This window comes from Bacillus sp. M6-12 (assembly GCF_002860285.1).
Classification (GTDB): Bacteria; Bacillota; Bacilli; order Bacillales; family DSM-1321; genus Peribacillus.
On sequence record NZ_PGVF01000003.1, the window covers coordinates 202,039 to 221,867 of the forward strand.

General features: G+C 39.4%; 20 protein-coding genes. 7 read left to right on the forward strand and 13 right to left on the reverse strand.

The features are described 5' to 3' along the window. Positions 1-142: 142 nt before the first annotated feature. A complete protein-coding gene (locus tag CVD28_RS06010; RefSeq protein WP_101591465.1) occupies positions 143-1,861 on the reverse strand; it encodes an amylo-alpha-1,6-glucosidase in 1,719 nt (572 codons plus the stop codon). 175 nt (positions 1,862-2,036) lie between these two features. On the opposite strand from CVD28_RS06010, the gene CVD28_RS06015 reads away from it, so the two are divergent. Continuing rightward, complete coding sequence (locus tag CVD28_RS06015; protein ID WP_180953994.1) at positions 2,037-3,458, forward strand: PTS transporter subunit EIIC; 1,422 nt, start codon at positions 2,037-2,039, stop codon at positions 3,456-3,458. A gap of 90 nt (positions 3,459-3,548) precedes the next feature. Here the strand turns inward: CVD28_RS06015 and CVD28_RS06020 are convergent, their stop codons facing one another. The 11 genes from CVD28_RS06020 to CVD28_RS06065 all read right to left on the reverse strand — a co-directional run bounded on the left by CVD28_RS06020 (position 3,549) and on the right by CVD28_RS06065 (position 13,223). After that, a complete protein-coding gene (locus CVD28_RS06020; protein WP_101591466.1) occupies positions 3,549-5,249 on the reverse strand; it encodes a putative bifunctional diguanylate cyclase/phosphodiesterase in 1,701 nt (566 codons plus the stop codon). Between the two features lie 694 nt (positions 5,250-5,943). Beyond that, positions 5,944-7,062, reverse strand: a complete 1,119-nt coding sequence (mnmA, locus tag CVD28_RS06025; RefSeq protein WP_257985772.1) for a tRNA 2-thiouridine(34) synthase MnmA — start codon at positions 7,060-7,062, stop codon at positions 5,944-5,946. Positions 7,063-7,217: 155 nt separating this feature from the next. Further along, entirely contained in the window at positions 7,218-7,553 is a 336-nt protein-coding gene (locus tag CVD28_RS06030; protein ID WP_101591467.1) for an IDEAL domain-containing protein, read from the reverse strand. 119 nt (positions 7,554-7,672) lie between these two features. After that, the gene (locus CVD28_RS06035) at positions 7,673-8,101 is read right to left on the reverse strand and encodes an RrF2 family transcriptional regulator (protein ID WP_101591468.1); all 429 of its coding nucleotides are present in this window, start codon (positions 8,099-8,101) and stop codon (positions 7,673-7,675) included. 261 nt (positions 8,102-8,362) lie between these two features. Beyond that, positions 8,363-8,497, reverse strand: coding sequence for a BA3454 family stress response protein (locus CVD28_RS27465; protein WP_142384735.1), 135 nt, complete (start codon positions 8,495-8,497; stop codon positions 8,363-8,365). Positions 8,498-8,745: 248 nt separating this feature from the next. After that, positions 8,746-9,645 carry an aldo/keto reductase gene (locus CVD28_RS06040; RefSeq protein ID WP_101591573.1) on the reverse strand — a complete coding sequence of 300 codons (900 nt, stop codon included), beginning with the start codon at positions 9,643-9,645 and terminating at the stop codon, positions 8,746-8,748. 153 nt (positions 9,646-9,798) lie between these two features. Next, a complete protein-coding gene (locus tag CVD28_RS06045) occupies positions 9,799-10,515 on the reverse strand; it encodes an SDR family oxidoreductase (protein ID WP_101591469.1) in 717 nt (238 codons plus the stop codon). Between the two features lie 99 nt (positions 10,516-10,614). Beyond that, positions 10,615-11,127 (reverse strand): type 1 glutamine amidotransferase domain-containing protein, encoded by a 513-nt coding sequence (locus CVD28_RS06050; protein ID WP_101591470.1) that lies wholly within the window; start codon positions 11,125-11,127, stop codon positions 10,615-10,617. 119 nt (positions 11,128-11,246) lie between these two features. Continuing rightward, positions 11,247-11,765 (reverse strand): DJ-1/PfpI family protein, encoded by a 519-nt coding sequence (locus tag CVD28_RS06055; protein WP_101591471.1) that lies wholly within the window; start codon positions 11,763-11,765, stop codon positions 11,247-11,249. A gap of 218 nt (positions 11,766-11,983) precedes the next feature. Continuing rightward, on the reverse strand, positions 11,984-12,298 hold the full coding sequence (gene trxA, locus CVD28_RS06060; RefSeq protein ID WP_101591472.1) for a thioredoxin: 315 nt from the start codon (positions 12,296-12,298) through the stop codon (positions 11,984-11,986). A gap of 490 nt (positions 12,299-12,788) precedes the next feature. Next, on the reverse strand, positions 12,789-13,223 hold the full coding sequence (locus tag CVD28_RS06065) for an OsmC family protein (RefSeq protein WP_101591473.1): 435 nt from the start codon (positions 13,221-13,223) through the stop codon (positions 12,789-12,791). Between the two features lie 718 nt (positions 13,224-13,941). On the opposite strand from CVD28_RS06065, the gene CVD28_RS06070 reads away from it, so the two are divergent. The 6 genes from CVD28_RS06070 to CVD28_RS06095 all read left to right on the forward strand — a co-directional run bounded on the left by CVD28_RS06070 (position 13,942) and on the right by CVD28_RS06095 (position 19,148). Next, positions 13,942-14,265, forward strand: a complete 324-nt coding sequence (locus CVD28_RS06070; protein WP_101591574.1) for an ArsR/SmtB family transcription factor — start codon at positions 13,942-13,944, stop codon at positions 14,263-14,265. 20 nt (positions 14,266-14,285) lie between these two features. Further along, the gene (locus CVD28_RS06075; protein ID WP_101591474.1) at positions 14,286-15,248 is read left to right on the forward strand and encodes a TIGR03571 family LLM class oxidoreductase; all 963 of its coding nucleotides are present in this window, start codon (positions 14,286-14,288) and stop codon (positions 15,246-15,248) included. Positions 15,249-15,262: 14 nt separating this feature from the next. After that, complete coding sequence (locus CVD28_RS06080) at positions 15,263-16,270, forward strand: LLM class flavin-dependent oxidoreductase (RefSeq protein ID WP_101591475.1); 1,008 nt, start codon at positions 15,263-15,265, stop codon at positions 16,268-16,270. Between the two features lie 157 nt (positions 16,271-16,427). Beyond that, a complete protein-coding gene (locus tag CVD28_RS06085) occupies positions 16,428-17,453 on the forward strand; it encodes an LLM class flavin-dependent oxidoreductase (RefSeq protein ID WP_101591476.1) in 1,026 nt (341 codons plus the stop codon). Positions 17,454-17,616: 163 nt separating this feature from the next. Next, entirely contained in the window at positions 17,617-18,738 is a 1,122-nt protein-coding gene (locus CVD28_RS06090; protein ID WP_101591477.1) for an NADH-dependent flavin oxidoreductase, read from the forward strand. Between the two features lie 254 nt (positions 18,739-18,992). Beyond that, positions 18,993-19,148: an SDR family NAD(P)-dependent oxidoreductase gene (locus CVD28_RS06095; protein WP_101591478.1), complete on the forward strand. Its 156-nt coding sequence runs from the start codon at positions 18,993-18,995 to the stop codon at positions 19,146-19,148. A 190-nt stretch (positions 19,149-19,338) separates the two neighbouring features. Here the strand turns inward: CVD28_RS06095 and CVD28_RS06100 are convergent, their stop codons facing one another. Next, the gene (locus tag CVD28_RS06100) at positions 19,339-19,764 is read right to left on the reverse strand and encodes an ASCH domain-containing protein (protein ID WP_101591479.1); all 426 of its coding nucleotides are present in this window, start codon (positions 19,762-19,764) and stop codon (positions 19,339-19,341) included. Between the last annotated feature and the right edge of the window lie 65 nt (positions 19,765-19,829).

The following is a 19,829-nucleotide window of genomic DNA, read 5'->3' on the forward strand; positions in this document are numbered from 1 at the left end:
CTTTAAAAAGGTTTAAAAAACCCTGATAAATAAGGAAACTGACGTGCGACAATTCACACGTCAGTTCTTATACCATTTATGAAGAAAGCACCCGAATACGGAAACCTTTAAAGTATCGTAGTAGTGTGGCTCTTTCACATATTTATTTTATTTTTTGGGAAACAAAATGAACAAATGTGCTTGCGGTCCATGTAAAGGACTTGTCTCTAAGCGCTCTGCCGGTAGTGGCTTCGTAGTTTTCAGGGAAGCCGTTTAAGCGGGCCATTTCACAGAACCGGCCGGCGATGTCGGCTGCTAATTCATGTTCACCGCAATCTTTTAGTGCTTCTACAAACAATAATGTGGATGGGGCCCAGATTGGTCCGCGCCAGTAAGCATCCGCTTCATAATCAGGGCTGTCTATTGCTTCAGTGGCAATTCCCCACTTTGTTAAAAAGCGGTCACTTGTTACAGCATCTATCATTTTTTGTCTGATCTGATCGGGCAGCCTTTTTCCTAAAACAAGACTCACGAACGGCAGCACACCATTGCTTGGGATGATTTCATCATTTAGCGTTTGTTTGGCAACCGGCAGATCATTCATTATGAAGTATTCACAGAACAGCTCAGTCAGCTTGTCGGCTTTTTCTGTCCAATGCTTTTGCTCGTCATTTTTGTTCAATTTTCCGGCGACAAGCGCCAACAGATCCATACCTTTGATGATAAAAGCAGTTAAATCCGGGCTGTTGACTACAACCGGCTTACTGAAAACAGTGCTGTTGTCCTGGCCGGAGTCGTTTCCGTGGTGATATTCACAAATGCCATCACCGTTGGAATCTTTGTATTTTAAGTAAAAATTAATTTGTTTTTCAATGTATTGATACGTTAATTGTAATTGTTCTTCTGAAAAAGGCATTTTCTCCATCATCTTTCCGAAGAAATAACCATGAACAGGCGGTTTGCAAAAATTCCAGCGGATGGTTGAATCACTGACTGAGCCAGGAATCTGCCCCAGCTCATCCTGGTGGTCGAAAAGAACGGCCATTTGATCCCAGGCTAAATCATTATCCACACCGGCAAGACCTAATGCGTTGAAACAATGGTCCCAGCTCCATGCACCCGGAAAATTTTTATTCGAACAATACATCGTATATCTTTTTAAATTTCCTTCAGGCTTTACGAAAGTAGACCAAGTTGTATAGGCCGCAAGCATAAGCGCTTCTTGATACTTTTCTTCAGCAGCAGGAATTTTAGAATAATAATCCTGCAGGCTCTGTTTTGATTCAGCTTGAATACGATCTATATCAAATACAGTCTTCTCCGGTATAGCTGCGTTTGTAGGGATATCTTGGATCAAGCATAAAAACTCTTCCCCATTCTCCGGTTTTATGTCAATGATGGATGAGTTATTTGCTTTATCTGAACTTCCGGTTGAATCATACTGTATATCCTGATTCAGCGAGATTTTGCCCTCGGTGCTGTAGATCAGGAATTTTGTTAAGTTTTTATAGCTGTTGATAATAGCATATTCTTCCCCTTTTTTACCGACCAGGAAATTATATTCAAAATTATAAACAGGCTGTGTATCAAAGCGCAGTCCAACGTCTTCCCCGTTTCCTTTTACTACAATGCGAGAATCTCCATCAAAGCTGATGGTAATTTCCCCTCCAAGGAATTTTAAGGAAATTTTTGTATAGTCGGCTTCATACTGGTACTCAACAGGCTCATTATTTTTTAATGGAACGATCTTCATTACATTCATATGGCTTTTGGACTTGCCTCTTAAACTATTCAGAAACAATCCTGAATCGCCAGTCTTTTTTTGATAATTTATCGACATATAAGAACCGTAATAACTGAACGGAATATCTGTTAAATTCACTTTGAAAAAACTCCTTTAACAAAAATATGTATATACAAGTTGATACTCCTAATTTAACATAGTATGAAGATTAGTCAAGAAAGTAAAGGTTTTCAATTAGGTCTTGACAAGGCTTACAATTTGGAATATTGTAGCTCTTGTATATACAAGTTAAAACAGCGAAGAGGTGTCCATCATGTCTGAATTGAAAGAAAGCGTTTCCCAGATTATTAGTTATATAGGCGGTGCGGACAATATTGAAAGCGCATCCCACTGTGTAACCCGTCTGCGTCTAGTGCTTAAGGACAAGGATAAAGCAGATGTTAAAAGCATTGAAAGCCTTGATATTGTTAAGGGGACCTTCTTTGCAAGCGGCCAGTTTCAGGTTATTATCGGTCCTGGTTTAGTTGAAAAGGTATATGGCGAATTTATCAGCCAGGCCGGCATTAAAGAAAGTTCCATGGCTGAAGTAAAAGAAACGGCTCGTGCTAAAGGAAGCATTGTCCAAAAAGCGGTCAGAACGCTGGCTGATATCTTTATCCCTATCCTTCCAGCCATTGTAGCTTCCGGTCTATTAATGGGCTTAAACAATCTATTAGCAAATCCCGGCCTTTTTTATGAGAAGTCTGTTATTGAAGTACATACTGGCATTGCTGGGATTGAACAAATTATTAATCTAGTAGCCAATGCGGCATTTACATTCCTTCCTGCATTAATCGGGTGGTCTGCCGTCAAGAAGTTCGGCGGAAATCCAGTATTAGGGATTGTTTTAGGGTTAATTTTAGTTCATCCGGCACTTATGTCCGCTTACGATTTTGCGGCTGATCCAAGCAAGGTTAAATATTGGGATGTATTAGGCTTTAAAGTCCAACAGGTTGGTTATCAAGGACAAGTCCTTCCGGTTTTAGTTGCTGCCTATATTCTGGCTCAGATTGAAATTTTCCTTAAAAAGAGAATACCTGATGCTATACAATTGATCGTTGTCTCACCTATTGCCCTTTTGCTCACTGCGTTCTTAACGTTTGCAATCATTGGACCTCTAACTATGACAGGTGCAAACTGGATTACAGACGGAGTAGTTTACTTATTTGATGTTGCTCCTGTTTTCGCGGGTGCTTTATATGCCTTTATTTCTCCGCTGCTTGTAATTACAGGAATGCATCACTTATTCCTAGGTGTTAACCTGCAAATGGCAGGAAGTCTCGGCTATGTTACATTGTGGCCAATCGGTGATACAGTTACATTGGCACAAGGTACTGCAGCTTTAACGATGTTCTTTATCCTGAAGAATAAGAAAATGAAAAACGTTGCCTTTACTTCCTCCTTCTCAGCATGGCTAGGAATAACGGAACCAGCTATTTATGGAGTAAACTTACGGTACCGCTATCCATTTATTGCAGTCATGCTTGCAAGCGCTGTCGGCAGCGGTTTCTTAGCATACTTTGATGTAAAAGCCTCATCAATCGGTGTAGGCGGACTCTTCTCTTTCTTATCCGTTTTCCCTGAATATTGGGGCGTATATTTCACTGGAAACATCATGACTATTATTCTAACAGCATTGATCACCTTCCTATTTTCAAAAAGCAAACGCTTTAAGACGGAAGAATTAGAAGCTTAATAGAAAAAAATCGGCAGGCCCGTGAGCCTGCCGATTTTTGTGGTGTAAGCTAATTTCCTGCTCATTTGCAGGGAAGATTGTCAGCAAATTCTACCCTGCTACATCTGAAATCTGTTTAGAATTTTCCTTCATTTGTTCCTTCATAAATACTTCTATTTCCTCCGTTGGGAGAGGCCGGCTATAATAGTATCCCTGTCCCAAGTGGCAGCCGTTATCCTCCAGGAATTTGGCCTGATCCTCATCCTCTATCCCTTCGGCAATCAGCTTGAAGTTCATAGTGGAGCCAATATCAATGATGGTTTTTACCAATGTTGCCGAGGTTGGACTTGTCCAAATTTCCTGGACAAAGGACTTATCTATCTTCACATAATCCATTGTCAGCTTATGCAGCACACTCAATGACGAATAGCCTGTTCCAAAATCATCAATGGATATTTTAACGCCGATTTCCTTTAAATCTGCAAAGATATGAAAAGTGTCTTCCAAATCATGCATGACACTTTCTGTAATTTCCAGCTCTAGGAGTTCAGGATCCAGCTCATAGTTTTCAAGAGTTTGTCTGATATTCTTGATTAATCGGCTGTTTTGAAACTGGAGAGCTGAAACATTGACCGCAATTCTTATCGGAGTAAATCCCTCGTCCTGCCATATTCGATTTTGCCTGCACGCCTCATCAATCACCCATTCCCCAATCTGGACAATAATACCTGTTTCCTCAGCGATCGGAATGAACTCCATTGGGGAAATAGATCCGAATACCGGGTGGTTCCAGCGGAGCAATGCTTCCACTCCTTTTAGTTTTCCGGTTTTCAGCTCCAGTTGCGGCTGATAATGCAGCATCAGCTCATCATTTTGAATTGCTTTTCTCAATGCTGATTCGAGCTGGACCTTTCGGGTGAGAGCTTTATCAGATTCAGTTTTGACAAACTGAAAATTATTCTTACCCTGCTTTTTGGCCATATACATGGCTTTGTCTGCTTTATGAATGAGTGTATCCGGCGTATTTCCGTCCTGAGGGAATAAGCTGATCCCAATGCTTGTTGAAATAAAAACTTCTTCATTAGTATCGAAGAACGGCTCTTTAAATGATTTCAGTACTCGTTTTGCTGTTGCGATAACAGAGGCTTTATCAGCATCTTCCAAGACAATAATAAATTCATCCCCGCTTTTTCGCGCAACGACATGTCCATCTCTTACGCTGGCAGCTAACCTCTCTGCCACTTTTTTCAGGACCAGGTCTCCAGCCTTGTGGCCTTTCGTATCATTCACGAATTTAAACCGGTCCAGGTCAAGGAACATTACAGCAAGCTCCTTGTTGCTTTTTTGGCACCGGGCAAGAGCACCAGCAAGATAATCATTGATCATATACCAGTTAGGCAAATTCGTTAACGAATCATGAGTCGCCTGGTGTTTCAGCTTCCTCTTCATTTCATTTTCTTTATTTAATAGAATAAACACCCCAATGCTGCACATGGCAATTCCGATGCTAAATAGTCCATTCTCTATGTAAACATCGATAAAACCGGGAAGCTCTATCCCTTCAATGACATCCAATATATTTAAAACGGATCCAATCGAGACAAAAAGACAGCCCAGTACAAGCAGCTTTTGAGCCTTCATCTTAATGGTAAGCATCAAGAAAAACAAAATACTTAAAAAAGTAATCCCTTCCAGACCCACGCTGAAAATATCATCTGCTTCAATCAAACTTTTCGCATACAGCATATAAGAAAATGATATAAAGCCTGTTAATAAAACAACTAAAATGTATAATTCGTTTCTAAATTTCATTCTGTTCACCTTTAATAATTGAAAATCATTCAATTACGTTTCATTTGTATTTTTCTAAAGCAAATGTATGTAATTCCCTTTCTTAACAAGCAAACTACCAAGCAGAAAAATTCATATGTAAAGTTAACAACACTCATACAGTATAAACTACCCAGGAGTATTATACTATAAACATGATTGTTATCAATCTTTAAGGAATCCTGTTTAATTAACCTTTACTGTTAATGAAGTTCTACAATGTCCCGAAGCTGACATTGCTAATTGTCCTGAAACTGACGGATTCACTGTCTAAAGTGTAGGGGAAGCAGCCCTTTGCTTCCCCAACGATTTTTCTATGTATTAACTTTGACATATAGTCCACTTCTTCCTCGAACTTTGCAGCTAAATCCCATATAAAATGCATATAATTTTTATTTTATGCTCAGTTTAAAATTAACTATATTACCAGAACTATATAATAATCAGCTTTTTGATTGTTTATACCATACTGTTTAGGCCTTTCCAAAAATGGGGTCTTATTTGTATTGCCACAATTGAAAAAGTGGGAAACAGCTACTCAAAAAACAACAAAATTAACGAAATAAAAGAGGAAGGAACATCTCTAAATCATTCCAAATAGCCAAAAAGATAAATGAAAGAAAAAAACTGACTCAATAAAGTCGTCTTTAACGACCTTTTGAGTCAGCCCCCAGTATTACCCAACATAGGTAAGTCTTTCACCATTTTTGAATACTTTTTCAATTGTGCCACCGCCAAGGCATTCTTCTCCTAGATAGAATACAGCCGATTGTCCTGGTGTAATCGCTCTTATTGGCTGATGGAAAAGCACCTGTACTTGATCATTTTCCAAAAGCCGGACAGTCACTTTATGATCTTCTTGACGATAACGGAATTTAGCTGTGCATTCAAATTCCTGTGGTTTCTCTATATTGGATACCCAGCTGATTTTGTCGGCGATAATGGAATCAGAATATAGTTTTTCATGATGAAACCCTTGTCCAACATAAAGAACATTACGTTTTAAATCTTTTCCTATCGCAAACCAGGGTTCACCTGAACCGCCAATTCCCAGTCCATGGCGCTGGCCAATAGTATGATACATTAATCCATCATGCGTACCCTTAACTTCACCATCAAAGGTTTCCATTTTCCCATTTTTAGCAGGAAGATAATTGCTTAAGAAATCTTTAAAATTCCGCTCGCCAATGAAGCAAATTCCGGTACTGTCTTTTTTCGCTGCAGTCGCAAGGCCTGCTTCCATGGCAATTTCACGAACTTTGGATTTCTCAAGTTCTCCTATCGGGAACAGTACTTTGCTGAGCTGTTCCTGTGATAATTGGTTAAGAAAATAGGTCTGGTCTTTATTTTGATCCATCCCCCGAAGCATTTTATATTCCCCATCACGATAAACAACCCGAGCATAATGACCTGTTGCCACATAGTCAGCTCCAAGGTTAATCGCATGATCTAAAAAGGCTTTAAATTTAATTTCTTTGTTACACATGACGTCTGGATTAGGTGTTCGGCCACCTTTATATTCCTCTAAAAAATAACTAAAAACCCGGTCCCAATATTGTTTTTCAAAATTAACAGCATAGTATGGAATTCCTATTTGATTGCAGACGCGAATGACATCATCGTAATCTTCAGTAGCCGTACAAACTCCATTTTCATCTGTATCGTCCCAGTTTTTCATAAAAATACCGATAACATCATAGCCTTGCTGTTTTAACAGAAGGGCTGCAACCGATGAGTCGACACCACCAGACATTCCAACAACAACTCTTATATTTTTTGGATCCTTTGTTGCCAATTCTTTCACCCTCCACTTTCCGTGTAAACATACTTTAAAAGATTTATTTTCTTAACCGCCTCACAATGCTTGCGGTTTCATGGGCAGTTTCGACAATCTGTTCAACTGTCGTGTTGAAACCAGTTTGAAAAATCTATTTATAATTGGTATAAGTTTTAATGTACTCCATCAACAAGCTGATTGATTGAGTTTAACTTGGAAGAAAGCTCAATAAACCATGCTTCATCCCCCGTTGATAATGCCAAGTCTATTAGAAATAGAATTTGTTCCTTGTTTATCGCCTTAGAAAGTGGCAGTTTCCTAACATTTTTACTTAAAATCGGAATTGTTTTGCCAAGCGTTTTAAGATTGTCACTCTTTGCAACTGTTACTTTAACAACTCCATCCACAATACTCATTGACTCAATATAACCAATTATTAATTCCCCATCCCCTGATTTTCCCTTAATCCAATCACCTGTTTTCAAAACGGGATTACCATTCGTCAACATTCTTTTTCACCTTCTTAAGTTATTTTATGAATGTAATCAAGAAAGAACCTACAGTCATCAATCACCTAGAAAAACTGTAATGTTTTTTATTACATTTAATAAAAAGAAGTCCACGGCCATCAGTCACAGCTGCTGTTTTGTTCTTGATTTACCAGATCGACCACTTCTTTTATTGTATAGTTCTTTAAATATTCACCCAAATGTTCTTCCGCACCTAAGAAAATTGAAAATAATACATTTTTCATATTCGCTCCTACAATACACTTTTCATTTGAATCAGGACACTTAGGCTGCAAAGCACCTTCAGAGGTTATCATATATATATCCCAAAGATTAACTTCACTCAGTTCTAGATTAAAAAGAAATCCGCCGCCGGTTCCTTCTTTTGATTTTATAAATCCATGTTTTTTTAACAAGCTTAGCACTTTACGAATGCGTACCGGGTGGACACCAGCACTCTCTGAGATGCCATCACTTGTTGACATACGGTCCGGCTGCAACGCAAGATAAGTTAAACTATGAATGGCAAGTGTAAAATCACTATTCATGGACTGCCTCCTTAGAAATCAGCACAGCTAATCACCTTTTTGCTTTACATATAGCTTCTTCATCTTTTTTAAAATAAATCTTCATAGTGTAATAATAATTATTACAGTTTATCTTGTCAAGTATCTAATTAGAAGTGTTATATCAATCCTTAACCATGAATAAGGAATCCCAAACGTCCTATAAAGCTTTACGAATCAGCTTCTCTTCCTAAAAGGTGCGTAAACAAATTTGCGTGTTTTGAAATTTTTGTATAAGTAAGTTTAAAAATCCCATTGTTTTTTGACTTGTTCTTCTGCTAACTGTTTAATTTTTTCCCATGTCATTTCTTTATTTACAATGACATTGGTTTGAAAATTTTTATCTTTAAAATTAACTGTAACGAATACTTCGATCATCACTTTCTTCCTCCTTCCGAAATAATATTAATTGGCTGTTTTTTGCCATTCCACGTTCGAAAATGTGTAAAGTCTGCGAGGCAATAAACTGCGGATCTCACCTAAGATTGGATATAATTTGAGGAGCCAAAAAGGGGAAAGCATGTGAAGAAATGTACCTTAGGACTCTGTTGACAAATCAGAGTTTGAGAAGGGACATTGGCAGGTTTTCCCAGGAAAAGAGTGCAGATCCTATGTCCCCATTCATTTTATATAATATCCAAAGGTATTTTTCTTGTTGGTTTTGGAAAAACCTTGTCAAGTCTGTTCAGATCTTCTATGGTCAATTGAATAGTAGCAGCTTGAGCATTGGCTAAAACATGTTCTTCCTGAACAGCTTTTGGGATTGCAATTACGTTGTTCGAACGAATGGTCCACGCAAGAGCAATTTGTAATGGCTGCACATTGTATTTTTCTGCAATCTCAATGATGGTTGGATCGCTTAGTAATTGTCTTCTTAAGCTCCCTCCCTGGGCCAGGGGACTATAGGCCATAATTGGCATGTTATGTTCCTGTTGCCATGGCAGGAGATCATAATCAATTCCTCTAGAACCTAGATGATATAATACTTGATTTGTCACACATTTTTTTCCGTTAGCAGTATCCCACAACTCTTTCATATCATCTGTATCAAAATTAGAAACTCCCCATCTTACAATTTTACCATCCTTGCGCAGTCTCTCCATTCCTTCAATCGTTTCTGCCAAAGGAACACGACCTCTCCAGTGTAAAAGATACAAATCAAGATGATCCGTTCCTAGTCGTTTTAAACTATTTTCACATGCGGTTTCAATCGAATCTAACCCGGCATGATGAGGATATACTTTCGATACTAAAAAAACTTTATCTCTGCGCCCCTTGATTGCCTCACCAACTAAACGTTCGGAATCGCCATTTCCGTACATTTCAGCCGTATCGATTAGCTTCATGCCTAGTTCTATTCCAAGTTGCAAAGCTTTGATTTCTTTGTTTTTCGATTCAGGATTTTCACCCATGTACCATGTTCCTTGACCAATGCTTGGAAGTAAAGTCCCATCAGGTAAAGTAACTGCACGTTTTTCAAGTGAATCCTTAAAACTCGATATTTTTTCTTGGTCACGTAAACTCATTTTCATCATTCCTTTCATATCTCACCTTGTTTTTGTAAGAACTGCCATTCTACAATTATTGCCATTTATTGAAAAATTGGATTATTACTTAAAAAATGAATGTGGCTATACATTGTTGTAGTATAGCCACAAAAATAACATAATAATGCACACTTACACCAAGTGAGCTCCGCCATCAATAAGAAGAGCAGTACCAGTTGTAAAACCATTTTTCACTAAGTACACATAGGCCTCAGCAATGTCTTCAGGCTGTGCCACGCGATTAACAGGCAGCTGCTGTGCAATATTGCTGTATAAATTTTGTCTTTGCTCGTCAGTCATCCCTCCGTAAAGTGGGGTGTCTACGATACCAGGTGAAACAACATTTACCCGTATAGGGGCCAGGTCTACTGAAAGCCCCCTAACCAATCCATCGATCGCTGAATTGATTGAAGCAAGTGTACTTGCCCCCTGTGGTGGACGGATTCCATAAACACCAGAGGTCAATGTGATAGAACTGGTATCATTTAAATACGGAATAGCAGCATGAACGGTTAAGTATTGCCCCCAAAACTTACTATCAAACGCTTCTCTAACATCCGCAACAGGTAAGTCACTAAAATGACCCATTGCACCTTCACCTGCCGTAACGACAAGGTGATCAAAATTCCCTACCATTTTAAAAAAGTCAGCTAGTTTTTCTTCACTGCGAAAATCAATATTGTATGCTTCCACATTACCACCAAGTAGATTCTTTGCCTCCGATAGTTTTGCATCAGAACGACTTGCAATAATGACTTGAGCAGATTCATCAAGAAATGCCTTTGCTGCGGATAATCCGATACCAGAAGTACCTCCTATTACGACCACACGTTTTCCTTTTAATGACATTGTATGAATCCTCCTTAAAAAATTCTTTTTAGGTTGTATCTGAAAACAATATTACATACTGCTTTTAGTGAAAATAATATAAACCAACGCTAAATTATTTTATTTTGCTAATAGTTTTAGCGCTTCACGATTGAATGCCGGGATATCATCTGGAATACGGCTAGTCACAATATTATTGCTTACCACAACTTCTTCATCTTTGTAGTTAGCCCCTGCATTTTTTAAATCATTACGAATAGATTTGAAACCAGTTATGTCGACGCCTTTTAATAGGTCTGTATCGATCAATACTTGTGGTCCATGGCAAATGGCAAAAACAGGTTTGCCTTCTTGGATAAATTCTTTCGCGAATTGACCAAAGCGGTCATCTTCACGTAGTAAATCAGGGGAGAAACCACCTGGAATAAGCAAAGCATCAAAGTCTGCAGGATTAACTTCATCTATGGCTTTTTCAATTTTTACGGTTGCGCCTTTTTTACCAGTTACTTCATTTCCTGCATGTTTATCAATTGTAATCACTTGATGACCAGCTTCTTTGAAGGCTACTGCAGGTTCTGTAAATTCAACATCCTCAAATAAATTGGTGATAAGTGCAGCAATTTTTTTACCCAAACTAAACCCTCCTTGAATTTCAAAAACTTATTATTCTCACAAAAATGCTTATAATTTAATGGAATCGGCGGGTTCGAAATTTACTTCCGAACCACACTCTATCCAACTAAAATGTAGAACTAACGTAATGCTTTAACAAGGGCTTTTCCAAACTCTTCCGCACCTTGTGGACCATCGCCAGTAATAATATCACCATGGGCAACAACGTGTTGTTCAACATATTTAACGTCAGCAGCTATCAATTCGTTCTTTTGAACATCTACTGGATAGCAAGTTGCTTCTCTTCCAGAAAGCAAACCAGTTTTAGCAACTGTAACAGCCCCTGCACAAATTCCTGTTACAAGAACTTTCTCATTGTAAGCTTGCTTCAAAAAGTCCTGTAATTCTTGATTTCCCCATAGATGATCATTTGTACCAGATCCTCCAATTACTGAAACAACATCAAATTCTGTGGGCGATAATTCTGAAAAGATAACCGAAGCAGTTGCTTTCCCACCATAATCACCAATAATTTCACCTGCCACGGTGCTGGCAATAGTTATTTCGACTCCTGCATTTTCAAGTTCTTCTTTTGGTTTGAATAACTCATCTTCATTAAAACGCTCTGGCGGTATAATTAAGAGTGCTTTTTTACTCATTATTTTTTCCTCCTCATAAAGATTTGTTGCTAACACTTTTTCATATATTCGTATTTTTACCTGTGGCTGTTAACAATTTCAGCGAGCTGTGCAAGTTCTAGTGTATTGCGAAAAGAAACAGCTGAAGAACTTCCAACGTGCAACCGGTGAAGGTCTGGCAATGAGAATGGTTTATATACTCAGATATAAATTCATCCTCTTATTCTGAAAAGTCTGTATTACATATGATTTGAAATTATGTCTGTCAAAGCTTCTTTTGGAGAGAATCCGATAACCTTATCTACTGCGACTCCGTCTTTGAAAAGAATCAGCGTTGGAATGCTCATGACTCCAAATTCCCCTACTGTTCCTGCATTTTCATCTACATTAAGCTTTACAATTTTAACTTTGTCACCCATTTCACCATCGATTTCCTCCAATACAGGTGCAATCATTTTACAAGGACCACACCATGGTGCCCAAAAATCCGCTAAAACTAATCCCTCTTTAATTTCAGTGCCAAATGTTTGATCTGTTACGTGTGAAATAGCCATTATTATATCCTCCAATTCATTCTTATAATTTTAATAAAAGTATTTTTAAATGTTTACAAAAAATACAAAATTGCCCCCTTTTAATGTAATATCAAAAGTTACAGTTTGTTTTTGTAAAACCTACTGTAATAAAATAGTTTACAGTATAGACATTACGAAGCAATGCTCTGGTAAATGTCCCTAACAAACTAAACTATTTTAAAAGCCGCTTTTCAAAATGATTTCTTCCTGTTCAAAAGGAATTACTGTAATATTAATATTTACAGTTTATGAAGTCAAGAAAAATTTACTCGATATTATTATAACCCCCTCAATATAAGCCACGATGTTATTTGGAATGTAAAAGCGGAATGTTTACTACTAGTTCTTCATGCGCAATTTTAGTTGTTTCCTCACATAAAAAAGGCAGCATAATCGCCGCCTTACATTTAAAACACCGTTTTATTTAAAAGGTCTAAAAATAAATTTCTACATCTTTGCATGAATCAGTTTATTTCATAGAAACTTTACCTTGAATTTCAATTTTAACATCTGCTTTTTTCAATAAATTTCCGACTTCGCACCCTTTATCTGCTGCTTCCATCGCTCTTTGTGCGGATTGAATTTGTTCTTCTGTTGAATCTTTAGATAAAACGATGTGAGGATAATGGATAATTTTAAATTCATTATCAGATATATTTGCCTCTGAGTTCACTGTAAGTTCAGCAATAGGCAAGTTTCTGCTTGCAAGTACAAACGTAAGACTTGCTGTAAAACAAGTAGTTACCGAAGAAACAAGAATCTCTTTTGGATTTGCTCCGTTGCCACTACCTCCTAAAAATGCAGGAATAGCGATTTTTGTATCAAGATACTCTGCTTTAAGGGCTCCATTGCCTTTTACTCCACCATCCCAAACAGCATTCACATTTATTTTCATATCAGCCATGTTTAACTCTCCTTCAAATAAATTAATTATATTTATATCATGTTCGTTCACGTATGTTTTTTATTCTACAGGTATCGCAAGTAGTTCACGAAAGATGAAAATTACATTTTATATTTGATCATTTCACTTTTACTATTAGACGCAGAACACACATTCAATAGAATCTTTCCCAGGATACTCTTGCTATTCTTCTCCCTGCGTTTTATATGAATAATAGACCTTTAATTATGAAACATCCTTTTGGTCTTGATGTGAATTTAAATTCAACAGGAAATTGCCAGGAATACTTTTTTGAATCTGGTGAATTGTATATAAAGGTAGCACAAAAATCTGGATAGCATGTCCTTGACCAAGTATTTCATTTACCCTTCCATTCCCCTTCAATCAATAACATCCTCTTCAAAAGAAGGTTCTTCCCCTATCCTTTTAATGTCTTGATTTTTCAAAGCTTTATTCCTAACCCAAACCATTTAAAAGATGGGGAAAATAATCCTCATCTCCCCCCCACCTGTTCTCTAAGCTATTTTATGGAGTTCCTTTAATGCCGTTTCCCAGCCCTGTCTAAAGCATAAAATTTGATTTTGAAGTATAAAGGAATAATATAGAGATATCGCAAATTATCAATATCCTTTTGTTCAATTAGTTTATTCTCATTCCAGGTAAAACAGATTTTAATAAGATCAGAAAGGGGCGGGCAGCGTTGAATCGGGAATCAAATATGATAAATGACGAACAGGCAGTTGAAATTTTCAAAGCTCTGTCAAATCAAATAAGAGTAAATATTCTGCAAATGTTGAAAGAACCTGAAAATAATTTTTCCCCGCAAGCCCATGTCATCAAAGAAAAAGACTTTGATGGCGGGGTTTGTGTTAGTGATATTCGCAGCAAAGTAGGACTATCACAGTCCACTACCTCCCAGTATTTGTCTATCCTATTGCAAAGCGGGCTGGTCGAAATGAAACGAATCGGACAATGGACTTATTATCGACGCAATGAGAAAACCATTAAACAGTTTGAAAAGTATATAGGCTTAAAAATATAACCTTTTAAGGAGGAACAAGAGTGAGTTTTCAAAATCATCGTGCCTATCAAAGCATGTACCAGAAAGACAAAATGACACTCGGATTTGTCCTCCCGACTGCCAGGATGTCTAAAAATCCGATTATGGAGAATCAGCTGGAGCTTGCCCGTAAAATTGAGGAATATGGCTTTGCATCATTATGGCTCCGTGATATTACGATGCAGAATTTGAATATTGATGATAACGGCCAAAAGTACGATTTATGGATTTATTTGACGTATCTTGCTGCCTATACGAAGCACATTGCGTTAGTGACAGGAAGTGTGGTTCTACCTTTGCGCCACCCCGTCAGGGTAGCCAAGGAAGCTGCATCAATCGATCAATTGTTTCCAGGTCGATTGATTATGGGAGTCGCATCAGGGGACAGAGAAAAAGACTTTACAGCTTTAGGGATATCTAAGCAAGAAAGCGGTCCGTTATTTAAAGAAAATTTCGAAATTCTCGACCGGCTGTTAAAAGAGGATCAGCCGACAATCCACAGCAACAGAGGGCTTATTGATGGTACAGATATGAGGTTAATCCCAAAGCCTGTATCTTCGATTCCGACCATGGTGACAGGATTTAGCAATCAGTCTATTAATTGGATAGCAAGGAATGGGGATGGGTGGCTTCAATACCCAAGGAGCATTAATCAACAGGCGCAGCTTATCAAGGATTATCGTGCTTTAACTGAAGTTCATGCTCCAGGAGATTTTAAACCCTTCTCTCAAAGCTTGTTCATCGATTTAGTGGAAAATCCCGATGAAATGCCTGTCCCCATACCGTTAGGCTATTCCGTGGGAAGGAACCATTTAGTAGATCTACTTCATCAATTTCAAGCGATTGGTGTCAACCATTTGGCGTTTGTTCTGTATTTTTCCAATCGCCCTCCAGAGGAAGTAATCCAGGAACTTGGAGAATTTGTTTTACCCTACTTTCCAACCCATAATGGTACAAGAGTATAAAAGGAGGATGAATTATGACTAAGAAAATAGAACTTTCAGTACTAGATCCCTCCCCTATTGTCGAGGGAGGATCAGCCGAACTTTCCCTTCAAAACACGCTTGATCTAGCAAAGAAAACAGAGCATTGGGGATATAAACGGTTTTGGCTTGCTGAACATCATAATTGGGCAGGAATGGCGAGTTCAGCATCCCCGATCGTAATTGGACGAGTAGCCTCTGTCACGGAAAAAATGCGTATTGGATCAGGCGCAATGCTGCTTTCCCATTATTCTCCTCTTTCCGTAGCTGAGCAATTTGGAACATTAGAAACCTTCTTCCCTGGCCGGATCGACCTTGGATTGGGGCGGGCACCTGGCACCGACCAATATACTGCAAATGTATTGCGGCAGCGGGTTGCTGGTGAACCTGAATTTGATGCCCGGCTTCAAGAGCTTATCGCATATCTTTATGGTACTGGAACAGCCACTAAGAATGGTTCATTTAGTTTTCACGCCATTCCCGGCGAAAAAACAAATGTGCCAATTTGGCTGTTAGGTTCTGGGCTTTATAGTGCACAATTGGCTGGAATACTTGGGTTACCCTTCTCTTTCGCGGGACATTTTGCTCCAGCTAACATGATGGAGGCCATCAAACTGTACCGGGATTATTTTCGTCCGTCTCAATTTTTGGAGGAGCCTTATGTACTGTTAGCCGTTCAAGTGGTGGCTGCTGATGAGAAACAGGAGGCACAAAGGCTTGCTACTTCGATGTATCAAAAATTTCTTTTGTTAACCCGCGGACAGCCTTCACCCATTTTGCCTCCTGTTGATAATATGGACGAGCTTTGGAACGATAATGAACGCAGGGCGGTGGAAGAACAGCTTTTCACTTCCATTATCGGGGACCCTGAAGCTGTGAAGCAGCAGCTCCATGAGTTAATAGAAAAGACTGACGCTGATGAAATTATGGCTCATACAGAGATTTTTGATCATAAGGCACGGCTGCGCTCTTATGAAATTCTTGCTCAGGCTGCAGTAAAGTAAACAGTGTCCAGTCTAATAAAGGATGTATTTTCTGCAGATATTAAACCAGTTAAATTAATGTTATTTAGATTGAAGCAGTAAAAGAAGACAAAGAAAACAACCTGTAAATTCTTTAATAGGATGGAAACGAAATTTTTAAAGAAAGAAGATGAGCTATATGTCTGAAAATAATACAAAACAAATTACGGAAATTCCATTCTCGGTCCTGGATCTCTCTCCAATTGCAGATGGAAGTACGCCGGCAGATTCTTTTCGCAATACTTTAGAGCTCGCCCGGCTCGCTGAAAAGCTGGGGTATAACCGATATTGGCTCGCTGAGCATCATAATATGCCATTTATCGCAAGCTCTGCAACATCGGTAGTCATTTCCCATGTTGCAGCAGGTACATCAAAAATCAGGGTAGGTTCAGGCGGCATTATGCTGCCGAATCATGCACCTCTTGTTATTGCTGAGCAATTTGGTACTCTGGAATCATTATATCCAGGACGTATTGATCTTGGCTTGGGCCGTGCACCAGGCACTGATCAGCTTACCGCACGTGCATTAAGACGTGACTTGAGAAGTTCAGGAGAAGAATTCCCTGAGCAGCTGGCTGAGCTCCGGAATTACTTTGACCCTTCCCCGGCACAAGGATATAGTCATGTTAAAGCAATTCCGGGTGAGGGATTAAACATACCTATTTGGCTGTTAGGTTCAAGCGGATACAGTGCCCAGCTGGCAGGAGAGCTTGGACTGCCGTTTGCATTTGCGAGCCATTTCTCGCCGCATAACACACTGCCGGCTATTCAGCTGTACCGCCGTTCGTTTAAGCCTTCAAAAGTACTGGACAAGCCGCATGCAATGGCAGGGCTAAACATCATTGCGGCCGACACAGATCAAGAAGCTGAGCGGCTCGCTACAACATTGCAGCAGCAGTTCTTGAATCTGATGCGCGGGAAGGAAGCCCCATTGCTGCCGCCAGTGGATAATATTAATGATATAGCGAGTGACTATGAAATAGCTGCCCTTGAGAATCAATTAGGAACTTCGATTGTCGGCAGTCCTCAAACCGTAAAAGAAAAGCTGGAAAAGTTTCTGGATGAAAGTCAAGCCGATGAAATCATGGCAATCGCCCAGGTTTACGATCATAAGGCCCGCCTCCATTCCTATGAAATATTGGCAGAAATTACTCAGCTAAAATAGGCCAAACTGGCCGATTCTTAGGGCAGGCTTGGAATGTATCTCTATAAATTTTTTGTATAGAATATAAAAAGTGCCTGTCAAAGAAATTTTTGTAGTCTATGTTATCCATTGCTAAATAGCAAAACCCTTTAACAAACTTGATGTAAACAAAAGGAGAAAAAAGATGAATCCAAAATATGAAGCTGCTTTTAAACCATTTACCTTCCGTTCTGGAGTTGAAATAAAGAACCGTATTACAATGGCACCCATGACCAATACGGCGGCACATGAAAATGGTGAAGTATCAGACGAAGAAGTAGCGTATTATCAAGAACGTGCCGGTGGTGTAGGAGCGGTAATCACCGCATGCACATACGTCACCAGGAATGGAAAAGGATTCCCGGGTGAATTTGGTGCAGATTCCGATTCACTAATACCTAGTTTAAGACGTGTGGCGACAGCTATACAGGAAAAAGGTTCAAAGGCGATTTTACAAATTTTTCACGGTGGCAGAATGTGCCCGCCTGAAGAATTGCTCGATCGTCAACCAATTGCTCCGAGCGCGGTAGCAGCGGAACGGGACGATGCCGTGGTACCTCGGGAAATGACAGCAGACGAAATCGAAGAAATTATTAAAGCATTTGGTGAAGCAACCAGAAGAGCAATCGAAGCTGGGTATGATGGAGTTGAAATTCATGGTGCCAATACGTATTTGATTCAGCAATTCTTTTCTCCACACTCAAATCGCAGAACTGACAAGTGGGGTGGAACTCTGGAAAAACGTATGTCCTTCCCGCTTGCTGTAGTTGAGGCTGTTAAAAAAGAAGTTTCAGACCATGCAACAAAACCTTTTATCATCGGCTATCGGCTATCACCTGAAGAAAGAGAGAATCCTGGCATCACCATGGAAGACACGCTGCAATTAGTGGACAAGTTAGCGGACCAGGACCTGGATTATCTCCATATTTCTGTCGGCGGCTTTTGGAACGGATCAATCCGTGATGATAACGATCAGACATCCCGAGTTGTTATGATCCACGAACGTGTCGGCGATCGTGTTCCTGTAATGGGTGTTGGGATGCTGCGGACACCCGATGAAGTGATGAAAGCATTTGAAACAGGTGTACCTTTAATCGCTTTAGGGAGGGAATTGATAATGGAACCTCAGTGGGTACAAAAAGTACAAGCCGGTGAAGAAGACAAAATCCGCACAACATTATCTAAAAAAGATCAAAAAGAACTGGCTATTTCTGATAAAATGTGGGAGTACTATACTGGCATCCCTGGCTGGCTTCCTATTGTATAAGGAGTTCACTTATCTCATTCCATCTCAGCTTCCTTGAATTTTTCAACAAATGGGAATCATGATGATCATTGTCCTTGCTCAGCAAGGATAAAAATATACCCTATACTAAACAAGACGGAACATTTTTAAAGGGAAACCATCTTAGTGGTTTCCCTCCTTTATTGAGTATGGGAGCAGAAAATCAGCCATAGTTCATTTGTTCGAATGTTAGTATATAATCAACAATAGACGCCCATTGAAAGTATTGATATAAAGTGAATCTTGGATTAAAAGATAAAACGGCATTCGTGACAGGCGGCAGTAATGGTATTGGAAAAGCAATTGCCGTCGCATTTGCCAAGGAAGGCACCAATGTTGTAATTTGTGGCCGTGGTGAAGAAGCATTAAAAGAAGCAGCAGCGGAAATTTGAAAAGCTGGGAGGCAATGTGCTTGCCGTTCAGGCTGATTTAACGAAACAATCTGATGTGGAACACCTGGTCTCCTCTGCAATCGACCGCTTCAAATCAATCGATATCTAGTAAATAATGCAGGAATAGCCAGTGGATTTGACGGTAAAGATACCAATCAAAAAAGCGCGCTTTCCCCGATGAACAGGCACTCTATACATCATACTCCCATAGCCCAAGCCTTCCTTTAGCCGGAATGAAGCTGTCCAGCATCTTCATATTCCTGACTTCCCAGACATACCCTCCCACTTCATAATCACCGAGTAAAAAGTCATTGCCTGATACGATTCTTCCATCCTCCAACACGGCCGATGTCTCGTTGTTTTCCATCACCCTCAAACAATTTTCAAGCTGGCAGACAGCAATGATCACGCCAGTTGGAAGATCATCGGACTTGTACCCATGCTTTGAAAGCAGAGACTTGATCGCCTCAAGTCTGCAGACCTCTTTATCGACTTTTTTGCTGGTATGAATCGCAAGAGGGCCGCGATATTTCGTACTCCACGACCTAGTTTCATATTGAGCCTCGCGCAAGACAAACAGACTTGCCCAAGGCTGAATCATCGACAATACCTTCACTCCAACCACCCTCTGCCTCAACAACTATTTTATCTATAGCATCTCCCGGCAATCCCCCAATTAAA

Excerpts from the sequence above, each read along its gene's own strand:
- CVD28_RS06035 (WP_101591468.1), bottom strand. The coding sequence starts at position 8,101 with ATGAATAGTGATTTTACACTTGCCATTCATAGTTTAACTTATCTTGCG.
- CVD28_RS06015 (WP_180953994.1), top strand. The coding sequence starts at position 2,037 with ATGTCTGAATTGAAAGAAAGCGTTTCCCAGATTATTAGTTATATAGGC.
- trxA (WP_101591472.1), bottom strand. The coding sequence starts at position 12,298 with ATGGCTATTTCACACGTAACAGATCAAACATTTGGCACTGAAATTAAA.
- CVD28_RS06065 (WP_101591473.1), bottom strand. The coding sequence starts at position 13,223 with ATGGCTGATATGAAAATAAATGTGAATGCTGTTTGGGATGGTGGAGTA.
- CVD28_RS06020 (WP_101591466.1), bottom strand. The coding sequence starts at position 5,249 with ATGAAATTTAGAAACGAATTATACATTTTAGTTGTTTTATTAACAGGC.
- CVD28_RS06085 (WP_101591476.1), top strand. The coding sequence starts at position 16,428 with ATGTCTGAAAATAATACAAAACAAATTACGGAAATTCCATTCTCGGTC.
- CVD28_RS06090 (WP_101591477.1), top strand. The coding sequence starts at position 17,617 with ATGAATCCAAAATATGAAGCTGCTTTTAAACCATTTACCTTCCGTTCT.
- CVD28_RS06030 (WP_101591467.1), bottom strand. The coding sequence starts at position 7,553 with ATGTTGACGAATGGTAATCCCGTTTTGAAAACAGGTGATTGGATTAAG.
- CVD28_RS06040 (WP_101591573.1), bottom strand. The coding sequence starts at position 9,645 with ATGAGTTTACGTGACCAAGAAAAAATATCGAGTTTTAAGGATTCACTT.
- CVD28_RS06055 (WP_101591471.1), bottom strand. The coding sequence starts at position 11,765 with ATGAGTAAAAAAGCACTCTTAATTATACCGCCAGAGCGTTTTAATGAA.
- CVD28_RS06045 (WP_101591469.1), bottom strand. The coding sequence starts at position 10,515 with ATGTCATTAAAAGGAAAACGTGTGGTCGTAATAGGAGGTACTTCTGGT.
- CVD28_RS27465 (WP_142384735.1), bottom strand. The coding sequence starts at position 8,497 with ATGATCGAAGTATTCGTTACAGTTAATTTTAAAGATAAAAATTTTCAA.
- CVD28_RS06080 (WP_101591475.1), top strand. The coding sequence starts at position 15,263 with ATGACTAAGAAAATAGAACTTTCAGTACTAGATCCCTCCCCTATTGTC.
- CVD28_RS06070 (WP_101591574.1), top strand. The coding sequence starts at position 13,942 with ATGATAAATGACGAACAGGCAGTTGAAATTTTCAAAGCTCTGTCAAAT.